Genomic DNA, 20,910 nt, shown 5'->3' on the forward strand with positions numbered 1-20,910 from the left:
GTATGCCGGTTCAATCGCAAAGGGGAACCGTCCGTCCATTTTCGTTGTCCTATTAACAATGTAAGCGTTATAATAGTTTTTATCCACTTAAGAATTGACAAGTTTCCAAAGATTCTGGAAGAACAAATTCTTATTGGCGATAATGCCTGCCTTCAAACGCGGCCGATCATCATGAAATACTTCGGTAAAGGTATTTTTTCATTCCATAGGTTAATAGAAAAAGAATCGAGCAGAAACAAACTTAAAGGGGCCCGGTCATGAAGAGAAGCAAAACGTTCTACAACATCTTTATTCCGATTCTCGTGCTCGGCGTCGGACTTGTCGTCAGTTTCGGGAGCTATATTTATATCTCGACCATTCATTCCGTCGTCGAGCGGGTGGCCGACGGCAAGCAGTCGTTAATCGTCCAAATCCGCAACACGCTGGAACAAAAAATCCAGACGATCGAATATGCGTTCAGCACGTACAGCACGACCAAATCGTTTAGCGACATCATTCATAATCCGTTAACCCCGCGAGACTTCGAAGCTTACCGGGAGCTGAACACCCAGCTCAACTACATTGCGACGATGGGACTGGACGGCGGCGTCAGTTATTCGCTCATCAGCCTGGAGAAGAACTGGAAGCTTTCGGGCGGCTCCTTGTCCCGGCTGACCGAGGAGGAGCGAAGCGCTCTCTACGACAACTATATCGAGCAAAAGAGCCAGGATTTGTTCTGGGTCAAAACCGAAGACGGCATCCGCTTCGTCCAAACGCTGCCCGTATTCACCAAAAACAAGCAGGCGATTGCATTGTCCGACATCTCCTTAAGCGCGTTAAACCATACGCTTCAGTCGGAGGCGGGCATGCGCGTGTACATCCTGAACAAGCAGGGCGAGCTGCTGTATGCGGCGGAGTCCGGGGAACCGGGCCTCACAGACAGCCAGCTTAAGCAGATCGGCGAGCAAGCGGTCTTGTCGGGCGGCACGGGCGAGGTGAAGCTGAACGGAGACAGCGGAGGAGACATCACCGCGGTGTACGCCGCGTCTTCGTACAACAACTGGACTTACGTCACGGTGCTCGACCGGCAGGAAGTGACCGAAGCGCTCAAAACGACGCGAATCGGCTTGATCGTCATGGGCGTTCTGCTTATTCTGCTTATGGTCGTGGCCGCTTACGTTCTTGCCCTCCGCTTCGCGGAGCCGATCCAGAAGATCCGGAGCAAGCTGCAGCACGGCAATCAGCCGGTCGCCTCGGACGAGGTGGATTGGATTATCCGCTCGATCGATTCGATCGTCTCGGAGAAGGAGAGCATGGAAAGCTTCCTCCGCTCCGAAATGCCCAAGCTGGAAACGCAATTTATCCAGAACTTGCTGCGCGGGCGGTTGTCCCGGGAGGAAACGGACATCAGCCTGAAACGTTTCGGATACCGTTGGCCCGGCAGTCCGCAATACGCGGCCCTGCTTGTCCAGTTGGACAATTACGGCGACCGGCAGGCGTCGGACCGCGACGTGCTGCTGCTCGCGGTCAACAAAATAGCGGGAGAGATCGTACCTCCGTCCGGCCGGATGCTCCCGATCCTGCTGGACGAACGGACCCAGGCCACGATTCTCGTGTTCGGCGAGGAGGCAAGCGAGCCGGACATCCGGAAGCAGACGATCGGGTACGCGAAGCAGTTGATTCATAAAGCGAGGGAAGTGGCCAAGCTGTCGGTCAGCATCGGCATCAGCCGGACGTACGACGACTTGCTCCTGAGCAAAGAAGCGGCCGAGATGGGCAAGCAAGCGCTGCATCACCGGCTCCATCTGGGCAAGGAGTCGATTATTTTCTATGACGACATTTCGACGGTCATTGTCGTGGGAGCGGCTTTGCGCTACCCGTCCGAGCTGGAAGCCAAGCTGTTCGACGCCATCCGGCTCGGCGACGAGCTGGAGGTATCCCGGTCGTTGTACCCGTTTCTCGCCGAGGTGATGAAGCACGGCAAAAACACGATGAATTTCGAAGTGACGCTTATCCGGTTCGTAAATAATTTGATTCAGCTGGAGCAGCATATCGGAACCGACGTGCTGCTGACGCCCGACCACTCGACGCTGTACCATCGGCTGCTCGATACGCGGAATCCCGAAGAAATCGAGCGGATGCTTGTCCAGGAAGTCATACAGCCTATGGTCGGAAGCATGAAGGAGAAGACGAACCGGCAGTTCCGGTCGATCTCGGACAAGATCGCGTCCATCGTCCGCGCCGAATTCGACCGGGATCTGTCTTTGGAATCGATCAGCGAACGGCTTCATTACAGTCCGAATTATTTGAGCAGCATTTTCAAGAAGGAATACGGGATGACTTTCAGCGATTATTTGATGAATTACCGGCTCGACATCGCGAGAAAATGGCTGACCGAGACGGACATGACGATCAAAGACATCGCGGAGCGGCTGCGTTACCAGAACCCGCAAAACTTCATCCGTTCCTTCCGGAAAAAAGAGCATGTCACGCCGGGAGCATACCGCAAAGCGATGCTGGACCGGTAGCGCGCTCCGCATTGTGCGAAGCGTAAGGCGCATGGCGGCTGCAAGCACAAAAAAACCAAGCGGGCTAATGCTGCGCTATCGCGCTCGGCGGCCGCTTGGTTTTTTCGTTTACTTTTCTTCTGGTCGAGCTTGTCCGCCGGGCTCAGCCTTTGACGGCGCCCAGCAGCGCCCCTTTCGTGAAATGCTTCTGCACGAAAGGGTAGGCGATCAGCATCGGCACCGTCGCAATAACGATAACGGCCATCTTGATCGTTTGGGCGGGCGGGATGACGTCAACGGACGTGCTTTCGCCCTGCATGCCGCTCGATACGATGACGATTTGCCGCAGAAGCACTTGAAGCGGCCATTTGGCGGAATTGGTAATGTACAGGATGGCGTTCATGTAGGTGTTCCAATACGCGACGGCGTAGAAAAGGGAAAGCGTCGCGATGGAGGGCAGCGCAAGCGGCATCATAATTTTGAGAAAGACGCCGAAATCGTTGGACCCGTCAATCTTGGCCGACTCTTCCAGCCCTTCGGGAAGCGCCTGGAAGAAGTTCCGCATAATAATCAGATTGAATGCGTTGATCGCGACGGGAATAATGAGCGACCAATAGGAATCGATCAGGCCGACCGCCTTGACCACAAGAAAGGTCGGAATCATGCCGCCGCTGAACAGCATGGAGAACACGACGACGAAGTTAATGAAGTCTCTTCCGTATAAGTATTTGCGGGACAGGCCGTATGCCATCAGCGCGGTTAGCGCCATGCTGACGATTGTCCCGGCGAGGGTCGTCCCGACGGACACGGCCAATCCTTTAAATATCGTAGGCGTCGATAAAATGTACCGGTAGGCGTCAAGCGAAAAGGTAGTGGGGAAAAGTACGAATTTCTTCTCCACGACCTCCTGCGTCGAAGCGAACGAGCTCGCCAGCACGTTAACGAAAGGCAAAAGGCAAACGAGAGCAATGAGCAGCAGCAACGCATAATTGACTGCGTTAAAAACGTGGCCGCCAAACGATTCTTTCCTGTATCCCGGTTTGGACATCGGCGATTTCCTCCCTTAGTTGTCATATACATAGCCACTTTATCAGGCGCAGCGGATTCCGTATATAATCCTTCGCTACGGTGTTCGGTTAGGCGGTTCGGCGTCCCGGGAAGAGCGGCAAACGCTTCATAATCATCAGCGTGAATGATGCTCATCAGCCGCGTCAAAGCCCGCAGCGGCAAAGGGTTCGGCCGCTTGCCGTAGCAAATGATTATATACGTAACGGACGGAAACGCGATAAGCTGGCTTCGAACACGATAAGCACCAAGGAGGTTGAACGGCCGGTGAAGGAAGCAGAAAGCGCGGCGATTCCGATCAGTATGAACGCCAAAGCGGAGAAGAAGAAACGTTTATTGCACCGATTGACAAGCGTCAAACGAAACAAGCTGCTTTATTTGATGATTTTGCCAGGCTTCATTTATTTTATCGTCTTTAAGTATTTGCCGATGGGCGGGCTCATCATCTCGTTTCAGGATTACCAGCCTTATCTCGGAGTCTCGGGCAGCCCGTGGGTCGGGTTCAAACATTTCGAGCGCTTGTTTACGGAGCCGACCTTTATGATGCTGCTGCGGAACACGCTTATTTTGTTCGCTCTGAACATCGTTATTTTTTTCCCGCTGCCGATCATCTTGTCCCTGATGCTGAACGAGGTGCGGCACAAGCTGTTCAAGAGCTCGATTCAAACGATCATTTACATTCCGCACTTTATGTCCTGGGTAATCATCGTTTCGATCACTTACGTGTTCCTGAACGTCGACGGCGGCGTCCTGAACGAGCTTATCGCCAGAATGGGCGGGGAGAAGATCAGCTTTCTCACGTCGCCGGAGTGGCTCCGCACCGTCTACATCGGACAAGTCATCTGGAAGGAGCTCGGCTGGTCCACCATTATTTATTTGGCGGCGATCACCGTTGTCGACACCCAGCTTTACGAAGCGGCGGAGATGGACGGGGCGAGCCGCCTGCGGAAAACGTGGCACGTCACCCTGCCGGCGATCCGGCCCGTTATCATTACGCTGCTCATTCTGAAAATCGGCAGCACGCTTGACCTCGGCTTTGAGCACATGTATCTGCTGCTGAACTCGCTGAACCGCGAAGTCGCCGAAATTTTCGACACGTACATCTATACGGCCGGCCTTAAGAACGGGCAGCTCAGCTTCAGCACGACGGTAGGGCTGTTCAAAGGCGTTGTCGGTCTGATTCTCGTCATCTTGTCGAACAAGCTGGCCAAAAAAATGGGCGAAGACGGCGTCTATTGAGACGCCGCGCCCGCAAGGCCTGCGAAAGTGTAAATTTGAATTCATCTTCCGCTCCTCGCGGAGGAAGAAGATACCATTTTATCGAATAAAAATAAAGGGGAAATGCACATGAAACGCAATTGGGTAAAAGCGGCTTCGCTTGCGCTGGGGGCAAGCCTTCTATTAAGCGCTTGCGGCGGCGGGGCGTCGTCCGGCCAAAGCGGGGAATCCGCCGACGGCAAAACGAAAATCAGTTGGCTGAATATTCTGCACACCGCGTCGCCGCCGACCGACACCGTCCTGAACAAAATCGAGGAAATTACGAAAGCCGACATCGAGTTCTCCTGGATTCCCGACGCTTCCAAGGAAGAAAGAATCAACACGTCTCTGGCCTCCGATTCGCTTGCGGACATCGTGACGCTTACGATTCTGGACAATTCGTCCGTCCGCAACGCGCTGAAAGCCGGCGTTTTCTGGGAAGTCGGCCCGTATCTCGACGAATTCCCGAACTTGAAAGCGATCTCACAGGATACGCGCACATCGGCTTCGATCGAAGGGAAGCTGTACGGCATCCCGTTCCAGAAGCAGATCGCCCGCAACGGCGTTATTATCCGGAAAGATTGGCTTGACAAGGTTGGTCTTCCCGTACCGAAAACGACGGATGAGCTGTTCGAGGTGGCGAAGGCGTTCACCGAACAAGATCCGGACGGCAACGGCGCGAAAGACACAACCGGTTTCATGGACCGGAGCGATCTCGTGTTCGGCGCGTTCAAGACGCTTAGCTCGTACTTCGGCACTCCGTCCTATTGGAGCGTCGACGATAGCGGCAAAGTAACGCCGGAATTCGAAGACGAAGGCTACGTCAAGACGATGGATTATATGAAGGCGCTTTATGAAGGCGGTTACATTAATCAGGACTTCGCCGTTACGGCGAAAACGGACCAGCAGCAGAACTTTGCCCAAGGCAAGGCCGGCATTTACGTCGGGGCGCTGTTCGACAGCAAAAACTTGCTGAACCTGGCCAAAGGCGTGCAGGACGGCATGGAGCTCGTCATGGTGAACGACATTACGTCGACCGGCAACGAAAGCGACCGCGCGATCTGGTCTTCGGGCAACGGCATCGGCGGCTTGCTCGCCTTCCCGAAATCGGAGGTGAAGGACGAAGCCGAATTGAAGCGCCTGCTCCAGTTCGTCAACGATCTGATGTCCGAGGAAGTGTACACGCTGATGACTTACGGCATCGAAGGGGTTCATTATACGGTTGACGCAGACAAAGCGGTGACGATTAAAGATACCGACCTGTGGCAGCAGGAGGTTCAGCCGTTTGCGGCATCCCGTCCGAAGGAAACCGGGTACCAAATTCACGATGCCGATCCTTTGAAGGTGGAAGCCGACAGGCTGATCGAAGAAAACGCGAAATACGCGGTTCTGAATCCGATGTTTTCTTTGGAGTCCCCGACATATTCTTCGCAAGGCTCCGAGCTTCAGAAGACGATTACGGACGCGACGTACAAATACATCCTGGGCAAAATCGGCCTCGACGAATTTAAAGCCGCCGTCGCGAGCTGGAGAAAGGCGGGCGGGGATCAAATCATCGCCGAGTACGAAGCGGCGTATAAAGCGGTCAACGGCAAATAATCGCCGATCGTTTTCGCCTGCCTGCCGGTTTGCCCGGCGGGCAGGTTCATTCACGTATAAGGAGAGTGCCGAACAATGAAGCAATCGAGCTGGGCCGAGCGTACGGCCCGTTCCGTCATGGAGCGGACGCCAAGGCTATATGAAGGGAAAGGGTACGGGGGCAAGTGGTCTTACGATTATGCGGTTGTGCTGAAGGGTTTCGAGCTGCTGTGGAAGCGGACCGGGGAAGCGGAATATTTCCGGTATATAAAGGATAATATCGATTATTTCGTGCAGGAGGACGGTTCGATCCGCGGCTACTCCCCCGAGGAATACAACATCGACCATATCAATAACGGCAAGCTGCTGTTCCTGCTGCACAAGGAAACCGGCGAGGACAAATACCGGAAGGCGGCTGCGCTGCTGAGAAGCCAGCTGGACAACCATCCCCGGACGAGCGAGGGAGCATTTTGGCATAAGCAAATTTACCCTTACCAAATCTGGCTGGACGGTTTGTATATGGGAGCGCCTTTTTATCTGGAATGCTTGCTTGCGTACGAGAACGGGCAAGGACTGGACGACGTCGCCAGGCAGTTTATCGTGTGCGAGCGGCATACCCGGGATAAAGCGACGGGACTGCTCTACCATGCGTGGGACGAAAAGCGCGTTCAGCCTTGGTGCAACCCCGAGACCGGGTTGTCCCCGAATTTCTGGGGAAGGTCGATCGGATGGTTCTGCATGGCGCTTGCAGACACGCTGGAGCTGCTGCCGCGGGAGCACGCGGACTACGGCAAGCTCGCGGGCATCTTCGCGGAAACGCTGTTCGCCTTGCGCCGCGTGCAGGATGCCGAAACGGGCGTTTGGTATCAGGTGCTCGACCAGGGAAGCCGCAAGGGCAATTATTTGGAGGCTTCCGCATCGAGCATGTTCGCTTACGCCATCGCCAAAGGCATCCGGCTCGGGTTGCTGGGCGATGCTTGGAACGACACGCTTGACCGCGCTTTCCGGGGACTTATCGAGGAATTCGTTACGGAAACGAAGGAAGGCTGGGTGAACCTGAACAAAAACTGCCAGGTTGCGGGCCTCGGCGGGGCGGCCCGCCGCGACGGAACGTTCGCCTACTACATCAGCGAGCCGATCGTGACGAACGACCTGAAGGGAGTCGGCGCGTTCCTGCAAGCTTGCGCGGAGTACGAAAACTTGAAGCGTTCCTAAGAAGGGGAGGCATTAATCGGATGTCGGTTTTCAATATTGACGAATACGGCGCGCGCACTTCCGCGCTTGCGACCGATGCGATAACGGCGGCGATTAAGGCGGCCGCGGCGGCAGGCGGCGGAACCGTCTATGTCCCTTCCGGCGTTTACCGTACGGGATCGATCCGGCTGGAGAGCAACATTGAGCTGCGATTAAGCCCCGGCGCCGTCCTGATGTTCAGCGACGATCCGGAGCATTACCCCGCCGTCGTGTCGCGATGGGAAGGCGTGAAGAGGGAGGTGCACGCTTCTTGCATTTACGGCAGCGGTCTTACGAACGTCTCCGTTACGGGAAGCGGCAAGCTGGACGGCAGCGGCCGGGCATGGTGGGACAAAGCGCGGAACCGCCCGGACGAGCTGAAGTATCCGCGGCCGAAACTAATCAGCTTCGACGACTGCCGGAGAGTAACCGTGAAGGACGTGACGCTCGTCGATTCGCCCAGCTGGACCGTCAACCCGATCCGTTGCCGGGACGTGACGGTCGACAACGTCTCGATCTATAATCCCGCCGACTCGCCGAATACGGACGGCATCAATCCCGAGTCTTGTTCCAACGTGCGGATCAGCAATTGCCATATCGACGTCGGGGACGACTGCATCGCCATTAAGGCCGGAACCGAAGACACGGCCGAGCGCATTCCGTGCGAGAACGTCGCCGTTACGAACTGCACGATGGTTCACGGCCACGGGGGCGTCGTCATCGGCAGCGAGATGAGCGGCGATGTGCGCAACGTCGTCATTTCAAACTGCGTATTCAAGCGGACGGACAGGGGCATCCGCTTGAAATCGCGGCGGGGGCGGGGCGGAACGGTCGAGGATATACGGGTCAGCAACGTCGTTATGGAGGATGTCATCTGCCCGTTTATCCTTCATTTGTATTACTTCTGCGGGCCGCGAGGCAAAGACAAATACGTTTGGGACAAAAACCCGTATCCGGTGACGGAGGAGACGCCGCGGTTCCGCCGCGTCCATTTCGCCGACATTACGGCGCGCCGCGTTCATGCGGCAGCCGGATTCATTTACGGATTGGCCGAGCAGTACATTTCGGAGGTGACGTTCGACAACGTCGATATTTCGATGGCGGAGGACGCGACCCCCGGGCAGCCCGATATGATGGCGGGGCTTGAGGATATGAACAACCGCGGCTTCTTCGTCAGCAACGCCCGCGATATCCGTTTTCGAAACGTAACGGTTGAAAACCACGAAGGACCGGCGTTTTACATCGAAAACGGGGAAGGCGTAGAGCTTCAGGGCTGCGAGTCGCGAAATACGATTAAACCGGAGCGGCTAGTCGAGCGGGTAACGTCCAGGCCGCCGGGGGAAGCGGGTGCGGAAAAACGATGAGGAAGGAAGACGATCTGCTTGCCGTGCTGCTCGGCGATGTGCCCGAGCCCGGAGAGGTCGGCGCCCGTAAAATCGCGGAAGAGGCGCATGACGGCTACCGTCTGGAGACGCTGCTGCTGGAATGGGACGGGGAGCGAATTCCGGCCTGCGTCGCATTGCCGATGGAAGGGGAAGGCCCTTATCCGCTTGTCGTCTTTAACCATTCGCACGGCGGCAATTACGCGAACGGGCGGAACGAACTTATTCGCGGCGCTGCTTATTTGCAGCCGCCCTCGTTCTCCTAAGTCGAATTAAATTCGAGTTGTCATGACATAACCCGATCCTTCTCGAAAGGTTCGGGATATTTTTCTTTTGCCAAAGTATGACATGCCGTCAGTTATCCCATAATACCGGAATAATCAGGATGCTAGCGTTATCGTGCAGAGGAGCTGATTTTCCGGATGGAATTGTTGATTATGGTACTGATGCTGCTTATGCTTATCGGGATCTCGAATGTCATAAACCGTTTTGTGCCGTTCGTGCCGGTGCCGCTTATTCAAATCGCGCTTGGCGTTGCCGCGGCATATATCCCCGTCTTCCACCGCGTGCCCTTGAATCCGGAGCTGTTCCTCGTCTTGTTCATCGCGCCGCTGCTCTTTAACGACGGCAAAATGACGCCGCGAAACGAGCTGTGGCGGCTGAGAGTACCGATATTGCTGCTTGCGCTTGGGCTTGTATTCGCCACGATCCTTGTCGCAGGTCCGTTCATCCATTGGCTTATACCCGCCATTCCGCTGTCGGCCGCTTTTGCTTTGGCGGCGATTCTGTCTCCCACGGATGCGGTCGCGGTCGGTTCCTTATCCGGCCGGGCGAAGCTTCCCCGCAAAATTATGCGCCTCTTGGAAGGGGAGGCGCTCATGAACGACGCGTCCGGGCTGGTTGCGTTCAACTTCGCGATTGCGGCCACCGTTACCGGCTATTTTTCGCTGCCCGAAGCGATCGGCAGCTTCATCGTCGTTGCCGTCGGCGGACTGCTGATCGGCGCTTTGCTCGGTTTTGCGGTCATATGGCTGAGGCTAACGCTGCGGCGGCTTGGCATTGAGGACGTTTCCCTGCACATGCTGATCGTTATTTTGACGCCGTTCATTATTTATTTGGCCGCGGAGGAGTGCCACTTTTCCGGCATTTTGGCCGTAGTGGCCGCCGGCGTGACGCACGCGGTCGAGCGGGACCGGATGGAGTCGGCTTCGATCAAGCTGCGCGTCGTATCCGAAAGTACGTGGTCGGTCATTTTATTTTCGTTGAACGGTTTGGTTTTTGTGCTGCTTGGTCTCGAGATCCCGGACGTCGTCGGGAATATATGGAAGGATCCGCATTATCGGAACGGACAGGTGATCGGTTATATTCTCCTTATTACGGCCGTCCTTATCGCGCTGCGTTTCGTATGGGTGCTCGCCATCGAGAGGCATGCGCGGACCGCGCTGCTTACGGCCGTCTCCGGCGTCCGCGGGGCGTTGACCTTAGCCGCGGCATTTTCGACCCCAATGCTGCTTGCCGGCGGGCGCCCATTCCCCGAGCGCAATCTGATTCTCTTTATATGCGCGGGCGTTATTCTGCTTACGCTCATTCTCGCCAGCGTGCTGCTGCCGCCGCTGACCCGCGATCCGAACGAAACGACCGCACAAGCGCGGAAGAGCGAAACGGCGGAGCGCAAGGCGCGCATCCGGGCGCTGGAGGCCGGATTATGCTCGGTGCGAGAAGAGATTACGGATGACAACAAGGAGGAAGCGTTCGACCTGATCGCCGAATACAATCGCCGTATGCAGTACGCCAGATTGCAAGGGAATCCAAGATCGAAGGAAGCTTGGCGCAAAACGGTGACGCTCCGGCTCGAGGGCATTCAAGCGGAACGGAGAACCGTGGAGCGATGGGAGGCGGACAAACGCATACCGCCGGATATCGCATTGAAAGTCAATAAGTCGCTTAACCGGACGGAAGTTCTTTTGACCAACCGGCTGAATCTGAAGCTGATCGCGCTGATCGTGCGGAGAGCGTTAAGAAGGTTGTTTTCCAAGAAGCGCTTTACGCCCGGGCATCCCGGTTGGGAGCCTTATAAGGAAATGCGTCTGGAGGCCATTCGTGAAGCCGTCGCGACGTTGAAAGCGTTAAAGGACGAGGGGAACAAAGACGCCGTGCTCTCCGTCATAGCCGGATACCGGGAAATGGAGCAGCATCTGTTGAGCGGCAGAAGGCCGGGAGCCGGCTACATGGCCAAAAAACATAACGCGCTTCGCAGAGAGCTTGAACTAAAGGCGCTGCAAGCCGAACGCAATGAAATCCAAGAAATGTTCGAGCGGCGCGAGATTGACCGCACCCTGGCGGGGACGCTGCGGCTGGAGGTCAATTACCGGGAAGCCGGCTTGTTCGATTCGGAGATCGCCCACTAAAGGAAAAAGCGTTTTTACGGCGAATTGACGATTCGGGCTAAGTTCTAAGCGGATTGCTTGTCCGGTCGCGTAGGAACGATAGGATGCAAACCGTTCGCATAGGAAAGAAGAGTCGGCCTTTCGGCCGGCTTTTTCGATGTTATCCTTGGCGCACACTGCATTCAGCATTCAGGTATTTGACCGTGCTTACCTGCTTCGATATACTCATGAAACGAACAAATCTCGGGAGGCCCCTATGATACTTGTAAACGAAAAAATTAAAGCGAAAGAGGTTGCGTTAACCGGACTGAACGGAGAAGACCTTGGAATCGTGACGACTTCGGAGGCGCTTGCCCTTGCCAAACCGCAAAAAGCGGATTTGGTATGCACGTCGCTTCTCAGCAGTCCGCCGCCGTGCAAACTGGTTGCCAAAGGAACGGCCCGGCAGGAGGCCGAGAAAGAAAAGAAGGAGCGCCGTACAAGCGACGACCCCGTCAAAACGAAGGAGTTCCGTTTATCGGTACATATTGAAGAGCACGACTACGATGCAAAGCTAAACCAGATGCGCAAGCTGCTGGAATCCGGCAAAGCGGTGCAGCCGGTCGTTCGCATTCAAGGGAAGGAAGGGGAAGCGGCCCGTAAGCTGCTGGAGCGATTGGCGGCGTATTTGTCCGCGTACGGGAGGAAGGAAACGGGCTTCCAAATCAGCGGCAAACAGGCGACGGTGAAGTTTCTTCCGGTTTAAATCAAACGCCGGGAGAAGGAATGAACGGGATGATCCAAGCGGTTCGGAGTGGGAAAAGCTGCGCAAGCCGGATGCGGTGAACGACGATCTTTCGGAAATTCTTTCTTATGTAACAGCTGCGCGAGGGTAGTTCCTTTCCGGGATTGGTCTTATAATGAAAGAGATTGGGAGATTTATAGCAACCCGGTAAAGGAGCGAGTGAACGTGGCGATTATTCATTCGGTTATTTTTAGTTTGAAACACGGCAAAGGCTCACCCGAAGAAAAGCAGTTTCTCGAGGACGGAAGGACTAAGCTTAGCTCGATCCCGGCGGTTAAAGACTTTCGGGTGTTCCGGCAAGTAAGTCCAAAGAACGATTACGATTTCGGCTTTTCCATGACTTTTGAAAGCGAAGCGGATTACGAAGCTTACAACGTCCATCCCATACATGCCGATTTCGTGGCAAACCGGTGGAAGAAAGAAGTCGAGCGGTTTCTGGAAATCGATTACAACGAGATTTAACGGAGTATGAGGTGCATAGCTGCACCGTATGAAGCGTAACGGCGCCGTTTTGCTCAATGTGGTGCAGCTTTGCACCGTATGGGAGCAACGGCGCCGTTCTTGCTTGTTCTAATTATAAGCCGATCGTGATTGCGATACGCTCTTCGGAGGGCAGCCATTCGACTTTGGCTCCAAGCTTTTCGCTAATAAAACGAAGTGGCAAATAGAGGGTGCCGTTTACGTTAAACGGTTGGTTGTCCAATTGTACGGCTTCGTTATTCAGCGTCACCTGGCCGGTTTTGACGTTAACGCCGATAGCGACAGGCTGATCCCCGGAGCTTGTTACGGTAGCCGTCTTTGTCGGTTCGTCGTATTTAATGACGGCCCCGAGCTGTTCGAAAACGGAGCGGAGCGGAACGAAATTTTGGCCGTTTCGCGTAATGACCCCTGTCGGAAGAGCGGCGTCTTGGCCGTTAATGGAGACGGCTATCGGGCGCTGGACGGGAACGGGCGTCGTCTCAAAAACTTCGAATCCGCCGTTTCCGAGCTCGCCGTGTTTGCCGTAGCCCCAGCCCCAAAGCGTGCCGTCCGTCCGCTGCATGATGACGTGCCGGTATCCGCTTTCCAGACCCGCGATGTCTTTGGCTAGCAGCTCGAAGGCCGCGTTTGCGGGCATCTTTTCCCGTTCGATGGAAGCGGTATACACGGTATTGGCTTGAGTCAACGCGACGATGGACCGCTCAACGATAACAGCCTTTTTCACCTTCGATATACCCGTCAACAGGACAGGATCGGTATTTTTGTGGTATGTCGTGCCGTCGGAGAAGCCCGTAATCGTTTCTCCCCGGAACCAGAGCCGGCCTTGACCGTCGATGGCAAGCATAGCGCCGCTATTTCCCCAAATGCTTCGTACGCCGCTAAGACCTTTAATCTGAGATGCCTGCGCCGAGCTTTTGCCGGTAACCCCCTGCTGCAGCTCCCAAACGGTGCCGTCCTGCTTCAAGGCGATATCTCCGTCGATTTGCACGATGCCGCTTAACGGCTGTACCTGAGCAAAGCCGCTCAAGGAATCGTTACCCGTCCAAACGGTGCCGTCATCCTTCAGAAAAGCGTAATGGCTGTTGTATTCCTGGTCCCAATACGACTCGACGCTCTTTACCCGATCGATGCCGGCGACAGGCTTAAACCGCGAAAGATCGCCGTCCGACTCGGCTGCAAACACTTGGCCCGCTTCGTTCGCTACAACGTCCTCGTCGCTGTCGACGACACCGTCGACGCCTTCAACGGGCAATGCGTTTAATTTGCCTGTTTGGGGATCGGACTGCCATAGCCAGACCGTATCGTCGTTCTTGCGCACCAATCCGCTGTCGAAAGACTGCTGAGCGCCGGTAAGTCCCGGCACCGCAGTCGGAACGGCGCGATCGTTTCCCCATACCCATAAAGTGCCGTCCTTTTTAATTAAGGAGGTTGCACCAAACGATGCGATGCTGCCCGATTGCGCTTCTTCTGCCGAAGCCATTCCCGCGTTTCCCGCCAGGGACAAGGCGATAGCGGCCGTAATGATCATGTTTGTTCTTTTCATCCGATTGAAGTCTCCTTTTCTTGCAACGATTGCGGCATGTAACGCCGGTTGGAAAATTATAGGCTTCTTCTAGACGAGCCAGCGCTTAAAAAGGTTGCTTAAAGATTCGTTTTACCTTTTGCGAATCGTACGCAAACACCCCCGGCTTCGACGGAAGCCGGGGGTGTTACGTTGTTTTTAGGCCGCTATGTCGCTCTGCGCAATCGCTCGCCGCTCCGAGAGATAAGAGGCCGTTCCGATCGCAAGGGCAAGGCCGATCAGAATAGCGCCCACCCACGGCAGCGAAGCGAGGGAGAGGTGCGTAATGACCCATCCGCCAATGAAGGCGCCCGCTGCGTTGCCCAGATTGCCGGCGGAATGGCTTGAGGTGGAAGCCAGTGCCGGAGCCGCCTTGGCTGCGTTCATAATCCGGACCTGAAGTCCCGGCATGACGGCAAAGGAACCCGCCCCCCAGACAAAAATCGTCGCCACAGCGAGAACCGGATGATAAATCGTAAATGTCAGAAGCGTCAGCGTGACCACCAGAACGACATAGATGCCGATAATCGAAGGCATCAGCTTCCAGTCGGCCAGCTTGCCGCCGACGATGTTGCCGATCGTGACGCCGATGCCGAACAATACCAGTATCCAAGTGACGCTATGCTCGGCAACGCCCGTTACTTGAACAAGCAGCGGCGTAATATACGTAAAGACGGCGAACAATCCGGCGTTGCCGAGCGCGCCGATCAGCAGAAACAGAAGCAGCTTGGGGCTGATCAGCGCTTGGAGCTGCTGGCCGAGGCTCGCCGGCTTCTCCAAAGGCAGACGCGGAATAAGAACGAGAATGCCGATCAGGGCAAGCACCCCCATGACGGCAATCGCGGCGAAGGACGCCCTCCAGCCCATGTTTTGACCGATATAGGTTCCGAGCGGGACACCCAATATATTGGCAATCGTCAACCCGGCCATCATAACGGAAACGGCGCCCGCCCGTTTATCCGGACGGACCAAGTTGGACGCGATCACCGCGCCCACGCCAAAAAACGTTCCGTGCGTTAACGCCGTTATAATCCGTGCGGCCATGAGAACCGCATAGTTTGGAGCAAATTCGGAAATGCCGTTTCCGAGAATAAAAAGCCCCATAAGCAGGCATAACAGTTTTTTTTGCGGGATGCGGTTCGTCATTACGGTCAGGATGGGAGCTCCGACGGCTACGCCAAGGGCGTACATCGTGATAAGCTGGCCCGCCGCGGAAATGGTCACATTCAAATCTTCGGCTACATTAGGCAAAATCCCCATAATGACAAATTCGGTCATGCCGATGGCGAATGCGCCGATCGTTAATGAAAGCAGCGATATCGGGAACCGCTCCTTGGCCGTTTTGTTTCTCGTTTGCTGCGCTAATTCCATGGTGCAATCCATCAAACCTTTCCGAAGTCAAAATAAATTTTAAGCATTCCGGAGACCTACTCGCCGAATAGGCTTCGGTTTAAGCTTTATCTATTATTAAGTTTGAACAAGGATTAATCAACCTTTTTATTTTTAGAATATATGTTCGCATTTCGGAAGGAATTGGTTAGCCGATAGCGAAATAGAAGGTCATGAAATATTATCCATCCATTGGAGAAGAGACAGACGGGGAATGGATCCAAATTTAATCGGAGGTGCAAGGATGTACGTTGATATTATCGAAATGCCCGAGCTGAAAGCGGCCGTATTGGAGATTCCGAGAGACGGAGGCGAAGTGCGCAAAGCATGGAAAAAGGTTTCGGATCTGCTCGGCGGTCACTCCGCCGTGCAAGACCCGGATAACGGCTATGTATTTATCCCCGAGTGGCAGTGGGCGACGGAAGTGACGACGTTGTGGGTAGGGATGCTCGTCAGCGGCTTTGAAGGGCTTCCGGACGGTTTGGCCCAGGTGACGATACCGGCCAAGCGGTTTGCGCGGCTCCGTGTGAAAGGCGACCGTAAACAGATGGAGCAGTGTTACGGCTATTTATTCGAGTGGTTCGATAAAAGCCCCCACCGCCGCGACGTTCGCGAAGGTTCGCTTGGTTTTGAAAAAAACGCCCTGCACCCGGTCAATCCGTTCGACATTCCGGCAGACGAAATCAACGAGTTCGATTTTTATATCCATGCGCCTCTGATCGAGCCAGCCGAGTCATCCGATCCGTATTCGGGAATTATCAGTGTCGAAGTGAAGGAAGCGGGCCCGCGGAGAATCGTTGGCGTTGAAGCGTTTATCGACCGCAACTTGGTACAAGCGCATCAAGCCGTGCCGGAATTATGGCAGCGCATCATGCCGCGATTGAAAGAAGTCGGCAGCGTCAAAGCTCCGTTCGCGACGTTCGGGCTTTACGGCTATGAGCCGCCGTTTGGACCGGGGCAGAACTTCCGGTATTTAGCTGGCGTTGAAAGCGCCCCGCATTCCAGCGAGCCGCTGCCCGACGGCATGGCCGACCGGGTTATTCCGGGGGGCGAATTTGTGACCGTAACCTATAAAGGCACGGCAAGCGGCCTGGAGCAAACGTGGAACTATTTTCATCAAGTATGGTTCCCGCTTCAAACCGACTATGACGCAATCGACGAATTTGAGTTCGAGCGGCATGACGGACGGTTCCAAGGGACGGACAACGAGCAATCCGTCATGGAAATGCATTTTCCGGTGAAACGGAGAGTTCAGGAGCGGCGGCTTACGGACAAAATCGTCGTAGACGAGAAAGGCAGGCACCTGCTGCAGGATTTGAGAAACGAGAATATCCGTATGGCCAGCTTCCAGGGTTCAAGCTTTCATGGCATCGATATGAGGGATACGGCGCTTCGGTATGTCAATTTCGTCCATTCGGAGTGGGAGCATATTTATTTCGCGGGCGTGCATATTCGGAGCATCCAGATGGGCGGCACCGTATTCGAAGATATAAGGAGGCCGGAAGCGCCAATGAGCCGGCTTGACGCGGAACCGGGCACGGACGGCTGGGTTAACGTAGAACCGGTCGTCTTTCGGAACAGCGACCTAAGCACAGGCCGCTTCGAGAACTGCGACTTGAGCGGCGTTCAGCTGAACGGATGCCGGTTGGACGGCATGACGATTGACGGCATCCCGGTTACCGAGCTGCTGGATGATTACTTGAAGCGGAAGGAAGCTTAATTGAACAGCACAGCCGGGCTTCCGGGGAAGTCCGGCTGTTCATTTTGAAGGAAAGAGGAATGCCGGTATGGATGGAAGGTGAAGCCGAAGGCCGCGCAGGAGTTTATAGGGAGGAAAACTTTGCATCAAGCAGCAGCCTGTATTAGACTGAGCAATATAGAAGACAGAGGACGGGAATAAAAAGAATGGTGTCATTCGAACAATTGACGGAATACTGTTTATCGCGCAAAGGAGCGGTGAAGGATTATCCGTTTGGCCCGGAGCCGTTGGTCATGAAGGTAGGAGGCAAAATGTTCGCGCTGCTGTCCGAAAGCGGCGGACAAGCTTCGATATCGCTCAAGTGCGAGCCTGGTCGAGCTGCTGCGCGGCCAATACGAAGCGGTTATACCATTTGAACAAACGGCATTGGAATACGGTAACGGCGGATAACACGATTCCGGCCGATGAGCTGCAATGGATGATCGACCACTCTTATCGGCTTGTGGCGGGGGGCTTGAAGTAAGCGGTTCGGGAAGAGCTTGGACTGCTAATTGATAACGGAAAGAAAGCGAGGAAGCTATCATGACGACCATTGACAAAATCGCTTGGATTCATCTCGAAAACGGAAAATTGTTGTGCGCGCGGTCCAAAGGCAAATCGATCTATTATATTCCCGGAGGCAAAAGGGAGCCCGGCGAATCGGATGAGCAAACGCTGGTCCGGGAAATCGAAGAAGAGCTGTCGGTTCGGATCAAGCCGGTGACGATAACCCATTATGGCACGTTCGAAGCGCAAGCGGACGGAAAGGCGGAAGGGGTTCGCGTCAAGATAAGCTGCTTTACGGGGCAATACGAAGGAACGATAAATCCCGCCTCGGAGATCGAAGAGCTGGCGTGGCTCGGTTACGGCGATATCGACCGCGTCTCCGAGGCCAGCCGGCTCATTTTCGAACGGCTGCGTGCGGACGGTTTGCTCAATTGACGCGTTACGCCAAGCAGCTTAACCGCCTTCTTTGGGAGGCGGTTAAGCTGCTTTTCCGGCACAATGCCCGTTATTTTATTCACAGCATAAAAGGCCTTGTCCGGATTCGAGGCTTGATTTTAAACTGGCGAGCATATCCGTCCATGCGGCTGCATGCCATTCCCGGGCCCGATTCCAATCCGGGGACGCTTTCCAGCCCTTGTGCGTGAGCGTTACGATCGTGCCTTCTTCTCCGGGCTCAAACGAAACTTCAACGAAGGTAAGCTCCCCGCGGTTGATAATATCGGCAAAAGGATCGGGTCCTTTCCATTCGAAGACAAGCGATTTAGGTTTGTCGATGTGAAGAATGGTACAACCTTTTGTACTCATGGAATCCCGGTTCTCCGGGTTAAAATAAAGCTCGAATTTGCCGCCTATTTTCGGTTCGATTACGGCAGCCGGAGCAAACCACTCGGTTATCCGGTCCGGTTCGGTCCACGCCCGCCAAACTAGGGAAACGTCGGCGGCAATCGCAACTTGTCGAATGATGTCCATGACCATAATTCCTTTCTTCTATCGGCTTATCTATGGCTACTTCGCTTTTCATTATAACGCGCGTTTCCAGTTGCAAATTCTTCTACTTTGCTTTGTTGTTCCGTATTTTCTCAAATAATAACAGAGGCAGGTTGACGACGATCGGCGGGTCATACGGCAGAGGCTCCCTTAAGGTTACGGTGACTTTGAGATCCGACGTTTCATGAATGTGCAAAGGCTCGTCCAGCTTGCAGCGCAGCGTATGATGGAGAAGAAAATAATCCCGGGGATTACGGCTCCACGGAACGCCTGCCGCAAGCAAATAATACGTGCCGAGGGGAATGCCGCTTATAACCGCCGTTCCGTTGTTTTGATTAATGGCTGTGCCGGCGACAGGCTTCTGATCCGGGACCGCCCTCGGAAACAATCCGACATATACGATACCTCGAAACGAAAGGGGAGCTTCAATTCGGCATTGAACTCGCGGCAATGAACTGTTCGTATCCATTGCCCAGTCGATACGTCGATCCTTGTATTGGTTAACGAAACGAAAAAGCATTTCGACCGATGACAGAAAACGCTTGGGGGACACCCCGACAAATTGCTTAAAGCGGGTAACGAATGTGCCCGTGCTGGACAGACCGATGCTCATTCCGATTTTGACGAGCAAGGAGGGGTGCTTCAGCAGCTCATTCTTGCCGGATTCCATTCGGAGAGCGGATAAATATTGCCTGACCGATATTCCCGTTACATCTTTAAATATGCGTGAGAAATGAAAGGTGCTGTATCCGACCCGATTTGCCAGCTGCTCGGTCGTGATCCGTTCGTCGAGATGTTGTTTCATGTATTGTATCGTTTGTTCGACGGCCATCGAATGTTTGGTATTCATTCTGATCACCAACTTTATACCCGTTCGAGGGGACGATATGGTTCCGCCGGAAGGCTAATACGGACAGGATCCCCGACCCGGACTTCTCCCCCGGTCAGCACGATACCCATAACCCCGGCTTTTCGGACGAGGTTTCCGCTATCATCCCGGTCTAAAACCGCACTCAACAGTCCGGATTGGAAATGATCGATTTGTGCGCAAGGATTGCGCAGTCCCGTAATTTCGATAACCGCCGTCCGGCCGATATAAAGCTTTGAATTTGTTGGCAGTCCGAGCAAATCGATGCCGCGCGTTGTAATGTTTTCGCCTAGCTGTCCGGGCTCGACGCGAAAACCTGCATCCCGCAGTTCGTCGAATAACTCCGAGTGTATAAGATGAACCTGGCGAAGATTCGGTTGATTCGGATTTTGCGCTACGCGGGAACGATGCTTTACGGTCTTTCCCATGTGCGCATCGTCCTCCACTCCTAGGCCGGCGAGGAGCGTAATAGCTTCGAAGGTTTGTTTACTAAAGGTATGCGTTGCGCTGCGGCTGACCGATAGCACTTTTCCGGTCTGAAGTTCAAGACTGTTTGCCATTTATAACACTTCCTCTCCGATATTAAAAATAGCCGTAGAGTTTATTCGACGTTTGATTTTTATATTCCTTGCATTTCGTGAAAGCGCGAGGGAATCGATTGTGCTTGGGCGGTATCCTACGGCTTTGTATGAGTACGATGTAAGCCGTTTAAAAGCGCTAATTCGTTTGCTTGGTATGTTTGGCGCGCGAAGCTTGTTTGTTCCCTTCGTTTGCAGCACCCTTGGGTTTCGAACTGCCGTTGGCGCCGCTGCCGCCGTTCGTGCCATTGGTACCGCCGGCATTGTTCATGCCGTTAACGCCGTTTACCGTCGTAGTCGCAATATTGATCGTTTTTACGTTTCCGAAAATGATGGTACCCCCGTTATTTTCAATAATAATCCTACCGATTGAGCACCCCATGAATGCGTCTTCTCCTTCCTAGGCAAGACATGTTTCTATTATTCTATGAATAAAACATAGATTCGTATTGGCTATTCGCAGCGTGACGTCAGCCTTTTTTTCCGGAAATTGACTTTTGCTGCGGAAGGTGTATACTGAATGGTGTATGACTAATTTTTGGATATGAGGTGGAAGGAGTATGTTCTTTTTATCGACTGTTCTTGTTCGGAAAATGGCTTAAACGGGATAGGTCTGCCCATTTTTAACGT

Annotated in this window: 18 protein-coding genes and 1 pseudogene; 12 read left to right on the plus strand and 7 right to left on the minus strand. The window is 54.3% G+C overall.

Annotated features, from left to right (window positions below):
* The first annotated feature begins 257 nt into the window (after positions 1–257).
* Positions 258–2,507 carry an AraC family transcriptional regulator gene (locus tag ACFSW5_RS06645; protein WP_379270619.1) on the plus strand — a complete coding sequence of 750 codons (2,250 nt, stop codon included), beginning with the start codon at positions 258–260 and terminating at the stop codon, positions 2,505–2,507.
* A gap of 142 nt (positions 2,508–2,649) precedes the next feature.
* Here ACFSW5_RS06645 and ACFSW5_RS06650 read toward each other — a convergent pair whose 3' ends face one another.
* Positions 2,650–3,534 (minus strand): carbohydrate ABC transporter permease, encoded by an 885-nt coding sequence (locus ACFSW5_RS06650; RefSeq protein WP_379270620.1) that lies wholly within the window; start codon positions 3,532–3,534, stop codon positions 2,650–2,652.
* A gap of 320 nt (positions 3,535–3,854) precedes the next feature.
* Between ACFSW5_RS06650 and ACFSW5_RS06655 the strand changes: the two genes are divergently transcribed.
* From ACFSW5_RS06655 to ACFSW5_RS06690, 8 genes are all read left to right on the plus strand, one after another.
* A complete protein-coding gene (locus ACFSW5_RS06655) occupies positions 3,855–4,790 on the plus strand; it encodes an ABC transporter permease (RefSeq protein WP_379271050.1) in 936 nt (311 codons plus the stop codon).
* A gap of 108 nt (positions 4,791–4,898) precedes the next feature.
* Complete coding sequence (locus tag ACFSW5_RS06660) at positions 4,899–6,407, plus strand: extracellular solute-binding protein (RefSeq protein WP_379270621.1); 1,509 nt, start codon at positions 4,899–4,901, stop codon at positions 6,405–6,407.
* 75 nt (positions 6,408–6,482) lie between these two features.
* Positions 6,483–7,601 (plus strand): glycoside hydrolase family 88/105 protein, encoded by a 1,119-nt coding sequence (locus tag ACFSW5_RS06665; RefSeq protein ID WP_379270622.1) that lies wholly within the window; start codon positions 6,483–6,485, stop codon positions 7,599–7,601.
* A 20-nt stretch (positions 7,602–7,621) separates the two neighbouring features.
* Complete coding sequence (locus ACFSW5_RS06670; RefSeq protein ID WP_379270623.1) at positions 7,622–8,983, plus strand: glycoside hydrolase family 28 protein; 1,362 nt, start codon at positions 7,622–7,624, stop codon at positions 8,981–8,983.
* Positions 8,980–9,267: a hypothetical protein gene (locus ACFSW5_RS06675; protein ID WP_379270624.1), complete on the plus strand. Its 288-nt coding sequence runs from the start codon at positions 8,980–8,982 to the stop codon at positions 9,265–9,267. The genes ACFSW5_RS06670 and ACFSW5_RS06675 overlap by 4 nt, the downstream gene beginning before the upstream one ends.
* A gap of 156 nt (positions 9,268–9,423) precedes the next feature.
* Positions 9,424–11,409: a Na+/H+ antiporter gene (locus ACFSW5_RS06680; protein WP_379270625.1), complete on the plus strand. Its 1,986-nt coding sequence runs from the start codon at positions 9,424–9,426 to the stop codon at positions 11,407–11,409.
* A gap of 235 nt (positions 11,410–11,644) precedes the next feature.
* Positions 11,645–12,133 carry a translation initiation factor IF-3 gene (gene infC / locus ACFSW5_RS06685; protein WP_379270626.1) on the plus strand — a complete coding sequence of 163 codons (489 nt, stop codon included), beginning with the start codon at positions 11,645–11,647 and terminating at the stop codon, positions 12,131–12,133.
* Positions 12,134–12,337: 204 nt separating this feature from the next.
* Positions 12,338–12,634, plus strand: a complete 297-nt coding sequence (locus ACFSW5_RS06690; protein WP_379270627.1) for a Dabb family protein — start codon at positions 12,338–12,340, stop codon at positions 12,632–12,634.
* A 112-nt stretch (positions 12,635–12,746) separates the two neighbouring features.
* Here the strand turns inward: ACFSW5_RS06690 and ACFSW5_RS06695 are convergent, their stop codons facing one another.
* Positions 12,747–14,195 carry a stalk domain-containing protein gene (locus tag ACFSW5_RS06695; RefSeq protein ID WP_379270628.1) on the minus strand — a complete coding sequence of 483 codons (1,449 nt, stop codon included), beginning with the start codon at positions 14,193–14,195 and terminating at the stop codon, positions 12,747–12,749.
* A gap of 177 nt (positions 14,196–14,372) precedes the next feature.
* A complete protein-coding gene (locus tag ACFSW5_RS06700) occupies positions 14,373–15,584 on the minus strand; it encodes an MFS transporter (protein ID WP_379270629.1) in 1,212 nt (403 codons plus the stop codon).
* Positions 15,585–15,846: 262 nt separating this feature from the next.
* Here ACFSW5_RS06700 and ACFSW5_RS06705 point away from each other — a divergent pair, with 262 nt between their 5' ends.
* The 3 genes and pseudogenes from ACFSW5_RS06705 (at position 15,847) to ACFSW5_RS06715 (ending at position 18,282) form a co-directional block, all read left to right on the plus strand.
* Positions 15,847–17,322 carry a GyrI-like domain-containing protein gene (locus ACFSW5_RS06705; RefSeq protein ID WP_379270630.1) on the plus strand — a complete coding sequence of 492 codons (1,476 nt, stop codon included), beginning with the start codon at positions 15,847–15,849 and terminating at the stop codon, positions 17,320–17,322.
* A gap of 185 nt (positions 17,323–17,507) precedes the next feature.
* Positions 17,508–17,824: pseudogene (locus ACFSW5_RS06710) on the plus strand (MmcQ/YjbR family DNA-binding protein).
* A gap of 59 nt (positions 17,825–17,883) precedes the next feature.
* Positions 17,884–18,282: an NUDIX hydrolase gene (locus tag ACFSW5_RS06715; protein ID WP_379270631.1), complete on the plus strand. Its 399-nt coding sequence runs from the start codon at positions 17,884–17,886 to the stop codon at positions 18,280–18,282.
* 75 nt (positions 18,283–18,357) lie between these two features.
* Here the strand turns inward: ACFSW5_RS06715 and ACFSW5_RS06720 are convergent, their stop codons facing one another.
* The 4 genes from ACFSW5_RS06720 to ACFSW5_RS06735 all read right to left on the minus strand — a co-directional run bounded on the left by ACFSW5_RS06720 (position 18,358) and on the right by ACFSW5_RS06735 (position 20,662).
* Positions 18,358–18,816: an SRPBCC family protein gene (locus ACFSW5_RS06720; RefSeq protein ID WP_379270632.1), complete on the minus strand. Its 459-nt coding sequence runs from the start codon at positions 18,814–18,816 to the stop codon at positions 18,358–18,360.
* Positions 18,817–18,898: 82 nt separating this feature from the next.
* Positions 18,899–19,684 (minus strand): helix-turn-helix transcriptional regulator, encoded by a 786-nt coding sequence (locus tag ACFSW5_RS06725; RefSeq protein ID WP_379270633.1) that lies wholly within the window; start codon positions 19,682–19,684, stop codon positions 18,899–18,901.
* A gap of 14 nt (positions 19,685–19,698) precedes the next feature.
* A complete protein-coding gene (locus ACFSW5_RS06730) occupies positions 19,699–20,130 on the minus strand; it encodes an MOSC domain-containing protein (protein ID WP_379270634.1) in 432 nt (143 codons plus the stop codon).
* A gap of 289 nt (positions 20,131–20,419) precedes the next feature.
* Positions 20,420–20,662: a hypothetical protein gene (locus tag ACFSW5_RS06735; RefSeq protein ID WP_379270635.1), complete on the minus strand. Its 243-nt coding sequence runs from the start codon at positions 20,660–20,662 to the stop codon at positions 20,420–20,422.
* Positions 20,663–20,910 lie beyond the last annotated feature (248 nt).

This window comes from Paenibacillus thailandensis, assembly GCF_042685365.1.
Lineage (GTDB): Bacteria > Bacillota > Bacilli > Paenibacillales > Paenibacillaceae > Paenibacillus_AP > Paenibacillus_AP thailandensis.

Bases quoted from the DNA above. Each gene is read 5' to 3' on its own strand.
- ACFSW5_RS06645 (WP_379270619.1), top strand. From the start codon at position 258: ATGAAGAGAAGCAAAACGTTCTACAACATCTTTATTCCGATTCTCGTG.
- ACFSW5_RS06650 (WP_379270620.1), bottom strand. From the start codon at position 3,534: ATGTCCAAACCGGGATACAGGAAAGAATCGTTTGGCGGCCACGTTTTT.
- ACFSW5_RS06655 (WP_379271050.1), top strand. From the start codon at position 3,855: ATGAACGCCAAAGCGGAGAAGAAGAAACGTTTATTGCACCGATTGACA.
- ACFSW5_RS06660 (WP_379270621.1), top strand. From the start codon at position 4,899: ATGAAACGCAATTGGGTAAAAGCGGCTTCGCTTGCGCTGGGGGCAAGC.
- ACFSW5_RS06665 (WP_379270622.1), top strand. From the start codon at position 6,483: ATGAAGCAATCGAGCTGGGCCGAGCGTACGGCCCGTTCCGTCATGGAG.
- ACFSW5_RS06670 (WP_379270623.1), top strand. From the start codon at position 7,622: ATGTCGGTTTTCAATATTGACGAATACGGCGCGCGCACTTCCGCGCTT.
- ACFSW5_RS06675 (WP_379270624.1), top strand. From the start codon at position 8,980: ATGAGGAAGGAAGACGATCTGCTTGCCGTGCTGCTCGGCGATGTGCCC.
- ACFSW5_RS06680 (WP_379270625.1), top strand. From the start codon at position 9,424: ATGGAATTGTTGATTATGGTACTGATGCTGCTTATGCTTATCGGGATC.
- infC (WP_379270626.1), top strand. From the start codon at position 11,645: ATGATACTTGTAAACGAAAAAATTAAAGCGAAAGAGGTTGCGTTAACC.
- ACFSW5_RS06695 (WP_379270628.1), bottom strand. From the start codon at position 14,195: ATGAAAAGAACAAACATGATCATTACGGCCGCTATCGCCTTGTCCCTG.
- ACFSW5_RS06700 (WP_379270629.1), bottom strand. From the start codon at position 15,584: ATGGAATTAGCGCAGCAAACGAGAAACAAAACGGCCAAGGAGCGGTTC.
- ACFSW5_RS06705 (WP_379270630.1), top strand. From the start codon at position 15,847: ATGTACGTTGATATTATCGAAATGCCCGAGCTGAAAGCGGCCGTATTG.
- ACFSW5_RS06715 (WP_379270631.1), top strand. From the start codon at position 17,884: ATGACGACCATTGACAAAATCGCTTGGATTCATCTCGAAAACGGAAAA.
- ACFSW5_RS06720 (WP_379270632.1), bottom strand. From the start codon at position 18,816: ATGGACATCATTCGACAAGTTGCGATTGCCGCCGACGTTTCCCTAGTT.
- ACFSW5_RS06725 (WP_379270633.1), bottom strand. From the start codon at position 19,684: ATGAATACCAAACATTCGATGGCCGTCGAACAAACGATACAATACATG.
- ACFSW5_RS06730 (WP_379270634.1), bottom strand. From the start codon at position 20,130: ATGGGAAAGACCGTAAAGCATCGTTCCCGCGTAGCGCAAAATCCGAAT.
- ACFSW5_RS06735 (WP_379270635.1), bottom strand. From the start codon at position 20,662: ATGGGGTGCTCAATCGGTAGGATTATTATTGAAAATAACGGGGGTACC.